This is a genomic window from uncultured Mucilaginibacter sp. (genome assembly GCF_937859865.1).
Lineage (GTDB): Bacteria > Bacteroidota > Bacteroidia > Sphingobacteriales > Sphingobacteriaceae > Mucilaginibacter_A.
Window position 1 is genome coordinate 7,194 of the sequence record NZ_CALMAT010000004.1, and the last position, 4,181, is coordinate 11,374.

The following is a 4,181-nucleotide window of genomic DNA, read 5'->3' on the forward strand; positions in this document are numbered from 1 at the left end:
AAGCGGGCGGATCATCAATATTACCAGTCTTTCTGTTAAATCTGTTCTGGAAAATTCGGTCCTTTCAACCAGCATCCGAATGGGCGTTATCGGCATGGCCAAAATGCTGGCCGACGAAGCTGGACCGGACCAGATTACGGTGAACAATGTTTGCCCGGGCTTGATTTTGACCGACCGCGTTCGAACAACCAGCATTACACAACAGTTAGCTGCGGGAATGGCCGAGGAAGAAGCGTTAAAAGAAAGGGCGAAAAATATCCCGTTGCGGCGCATCGGCAAACCGGAAGAACTGGCCGCATTGATTACTTTTTTAGCTTCCGAAAAAGCATCGTACATTACCGGGACTACCATTCAGGTTGATGGCGGCGCGGTGAGAAGTATTTTTTAGCAGGAAATTTATTGATTTTTAATGAAGAGAGTAGATAATGACAAGAAGCCAATTCATCCCCCTAACCCCCTTCAAAGGGGGAAACAGGGCGTATATCTTTCTGGCGTGTACTTTTCAAATGTTTAGTAAGGTCGGCGATAGGCTTCCCCCTTTGAAGGGGGTTAGGGGGATGACCTTAAATTTTATACCATAAAAGAAGTATTCAATAAAAAACAAGTTTATTAAAATGGACCAACCCATAAAAACCGGCTTACTGGCTTTCGGCATGTCTGGTAGAATATTTCATGCACCTTTTTTAAATGCAAATCCGGCTTTTAGCCTGGATGCCATTGTAGAAAGAAACACCAAAAAAGCACGGCAATTTTACCCGGAAATTAAAAGCTACGATACAATTGACGAACTGATCAATGATCCAACTTTAGAATTGATTGTGGTAAATACACCCAACTTCGCCCATTTTGACCATGCAAAAGCAGCATTGCAAGCCGGCAAACATGTATTGATTGAAAAACCAATTGCACCAACATCCGCAGAAGCCAAAGTTTTGTTTGATTTAGGCCGGGAAGTAAACCGGGAAGTTTTAGTTTACCAAAACCGCCGCTGGGACAGCGATGTGATGGCCGTAAAACAAGTGCTTGAAACCGGAAAATTAGGCAAAATAGTGGAAGTACATTTTCGGTACGACCGCTGGCGGCCAGAAATCGGGCCAAAAGTATTTAAAGAAACACCGATGCCAGCCAGCGGATTGTTGTATGATTTAGGCCCGCATTTAATTGACCAAACGCTCGATTTGTTTGGCAAACCGCTAAGCTTCACCAAAACGCTGGGCAACTTCCGGCTGAAAACAGAAGTACCCGATTATGCCTTTCTCCACCTAAAATATGCAGAAGGCATGAACGTATTTTTATACGCCAGCATGTTGGTGGCCAAAGCTTTGCCCGGTTTTGTGCTGCACGGTTCGCGCGGCAGTTTTATTAAACAACGGTCGGACACGCAGGAAGCGCAGTTAGACCAAGGCATGTCTCCGCTGGCTGTTGGTTTTGGTGTGGAGGAAGAAGGCATGCAAGGCGAGCTGACCTACATTAACCCTGAAACCGAAAAAATGGAAACCGAATGGGTTCCTTCGCTGAAAGGTAATTTTATGGGTATTTTTGATGCCGTGCACCAAACGATCCGCCACAAAAAACCGTTTCCAATTACCGAAGATGACATCATCACCCAATTAAGTATTATTGAATAATTTTATTGCCCTAAAAGAAGCATCCGCATGAAACCCTTGTACCTGTTTTTATTGTTTATTGGCATTACTTTTTCCGCTTGTTCGCAAGATGGCCCGGCCAATAAAAACATCCCGCCTTATAAAATTTTAACAACCGACAGCACTTACGCTACACCGGCAAACCTCAAAAAAAATATTCCGGTGATGCTGATTTATTTTGCGCCTGATTGTCCGCATTGCCAGCACTTAACAGAACAACTGACCAAGCATATCAAAGAGTTTGGCAACACACAAATTGTAATGATCACGTTTGTTGACCCGCAACGCCAGTTTAAAGCGATGACCAAATTTGTAAAGGATTACGGGCTGAAAAAATATCCAAACATTACCATCGGAACAGAAGGTTATACCTATTTAGTGCAAAGGTTTTATCAGGTATCTACCACGCCTTACGAAGCTATTTATGATAAAAGCCACCAGTTGGTTAAAGTTTTCCCGAAAATACCGGAAGTGGAAGATTTGGTAAAAGCCATCAAAAAGTAAATACTTCTTTTAGCACCTATTTTTAAGCGTGGTTTTAAAGTTGATGCAAATCTTTTAACGTTGGATTTTGTTCCTAGTTTCAACGGTATTACTGTTTTTACCGATAAAAATTTTGGATTAATGGATTTTCAACTGAAAGATAAAACTGCCTTGATAACCGGCTCGACCGCCGGGATTGGTTATGCCATTGCCAAAACTTTGGCTACAGAAGGTGTGCATGTTTATTTGAACGGCCGCACGACAGAACGTGTAAACGAAGCTGTTAAAAAATTAAAGGAGGAAACCGGCAGCACAAATATTAAAGGTGTTGCAGCCGATTTTTCTAAACCGGAAGAAGTAGAAAACCTGATTGCGGCAATCCCTGAAATTGATATTTTGATAAATAATGTAGGGATTTTTGAACCAAAACATTTTGATGAAATTGCAGATGAAGACTGGCTGCAATTTTTTGAAGTGAACGTGATGAGCGGCATCCGTTTATCGCGCGCTTACCTTAAAAAAATGCTGGATAAAAACTGGGGACGTATTATTTTTATTTCGAGCGAATCTGCCATCAACATTCCGGAAGAAATGATTCATTACGGCATGACCAAAACTGCACAATTAGCTGTTTCGCGCGGTTTGGCCGAATTAACCAAACATACCAACGTTACCGTTAATTCCGTTCTTCCAGGCCCAACTTTATCAGAAGGCGTTGGCAGTTTTATTGAGGGTTTGGCTGCGAAACAAAACAAAAGCAAGGACCAGGTAGAAGATGAGTTTTTTAAGGAAATGCGCCCAAGCTCTATCCTGCAACGCTTTATTTCTCCGCAGGAAATTGCCAATATGGTTTGTTACATCGCCAGTCCGCTGGCTGCCGGAACCAATGGTTCGGCCATTCGCGTTGATGGCGGCGTGGTAAAAAGCATTATCTAAAATATAGGGGTAAAAGAAGCATTGCCAAGCTTTTTGGAAAAACAAAAAGATTGGCTGCCGCTTATTGAGTAAACAATTTCAAGATGAAAAAGATAAGTTTTATGATTGCCATTTTTGCCGGACTGGCTTTATCTGCCTGCAACAGCAATACTGCAAAAACAGGCAATGCCGTGGCAGATTCCGGTTCGGCAGGCAGTTCTGGCGCTGGCGATACTACGCAAGCGATCAAAGGCTCCTCAGGCACAACGGGCACAAGTGCCGCGGGAAATTCTTCCGGCAGCGATACCACCAAAACCAGCCATTAAGCTGAAAGATTTAATTTTGCGGTAAAGGCATCAATGGCTTTTACTGCATTTTGAAAACGCGCTTCCCCAATCCCGGAAACTACTTTATAATTGGCATTCAACGCTTTTAATTCCTGGTGCCAAACCTGCATAAAATGTTCGCGCTGCGTTGGGAAGTTGCGCAACGGATCATCCTGCCAGGGCATATCAATATCCAGCAATAAATAAAAATCGTACTGGTGTTTGGGCAATTCGTCCAGCACTTCCTGCGGCGTACCATCAAACAAGGCATCGCTCCAAATTTTTATGGTGATAAAAGTAGTGTCGCAAATGAGCAGTCGGTTGGCTTTTGGCAGCAGTTCTTTCTCCAGCGCCAACTGTCCGTAAAACATGTTGATTTCATCCTGCAAAGTGCAATCTCCCGTTAAGTTTTCGCAGTAGCCGCGTGCAAATTCGGGTACCCAAATGGTTTGGTAATAATCGGCCAGGTATTTAGACATTGTAGATTTTCCGGTGGATTCCGGGCCGACGATTGCTATTTTGATGATTTTTGGGTTCATTGTTAAGGTTGAAATTCTGTCATTCCGATAAAATTGTAGAGACGTTGCATGCAACGTCTCTATGGCAACCGGTAATCTCGCCGCCAATCCCGGTAACCTAACGCCGCAATAATTAAATACAACGCGTACATGCCGGCGGTTAAATGCAGATTTTTAGCCGTATAAACGATCACATAAATCACATCAACAAAAACCCATATCAACCAGTTTTCCAATACTTTTCGAGCGAGGAAAACCTGGGCAATCAAACTGCAGGCCGTACAAAAACTATC

7 protein-coding genes are annotated in these 4,181 nt (G+C 43.2%); 5 read left to right on the top strand and 2 right to left on the bottom strand.

What is annotated here, in order from left to right; translation table 11 throughout:
- The first annotated feature begins 46 nt into the window (after window positions 1-46).
- The 5 genes from Q0192_RS00445 to Q0192_RS00465 all read left to right on the top strand — a co-directional run bounded on the left by Q0192_RS00445 (window position 47) and on the right by Q0192_RS00465 (window position 3,370).
- Entirely contained in the window at window positions 47-388 is a 342-nt protein-coding gene (locus Q0192_RS00445) for an SDR family oxidoreductase (protein ID WP_299284440.1), read from the top strand.
- A gap of 226 nt (window positions 389-614) precedes the next feature.
- A complete protein-coding gene (locus Q0192_RS00450) occupies window positions 615-1,628 on the top strand; it encodes a Gfo/Idh/MocA family oxidoreductase (protein ID WP_299284423.1) in 1,014 nt (337 codons plus the stop codon).
- A gap of 27 nt (window positions 1,629-1,655) precedes the next feature.
- Window positions 1,656-2,150: a thioredoxin-like domain-containing protein gene (locus tag Q0192_RS00455; protein WP_299284426.1), complete on the top strand. Its 495-nt coding sequence runs from the start codon at window positions 1,656-1,658 to the stop codon at window positions 2,148-2,150.
- A gap of 120 nt (window positions 2,151-2,270) precedes the next feature.
- Window positions 2,271-3,065, top strand: a complete 795-nt coding sequence (locus tag Q0192_RS00460; protein WP_299284429.1) for an SDR family oxidoreductase — start codon at window positions 2,271-2,273, stop codon at window positions 3,063-3,065.
- Window positions 3,066-3,148: 83 nt separating this feature from the next.
- Window positions 3,149-3,370, top strand: coding sequence for a hypothetical protein (locus Q0192_RS00465; RefSeq protein WP_299284432.1), 222 nt, complete (start codon window positions 3,149-3,151; stop codon window positions 3,368-3,370).
- On the opposite strand, the gene Q0192_RS00470 is transcribed toward Q0192_RS00465, so the two are convergent.
- Together Q0192_RS00470 and pnuC are read right to left on the bottom strand one after the other, a co-directional pair.
- The gene (locus Q0192_RS00470) at window positions 3,367-3,909 is read right to left on the bottom strand and encodes an ATP-binding protein (RefSeq protein WP_299284435.1); all 543 of its coding nucleotides are present in this window, start codon (window positions 3,907-3,909) and stop codon (window positions 3,367-3,369) included. The genes Q0192_RS00465 and Q0192_RS00470 overlap by 4 nt on opposite strands.
- Window positions 3,910-3,968: 59 nt before the next feature.
- The coding region (gene pnuC, locus Q0192_RS00475) for a nicotinamide riboside transporter PnuC (protein ID WP_299284438.1) at window positions 3,969-4,181 on the bottom strand (213 nt) is incomplete at its 5' end.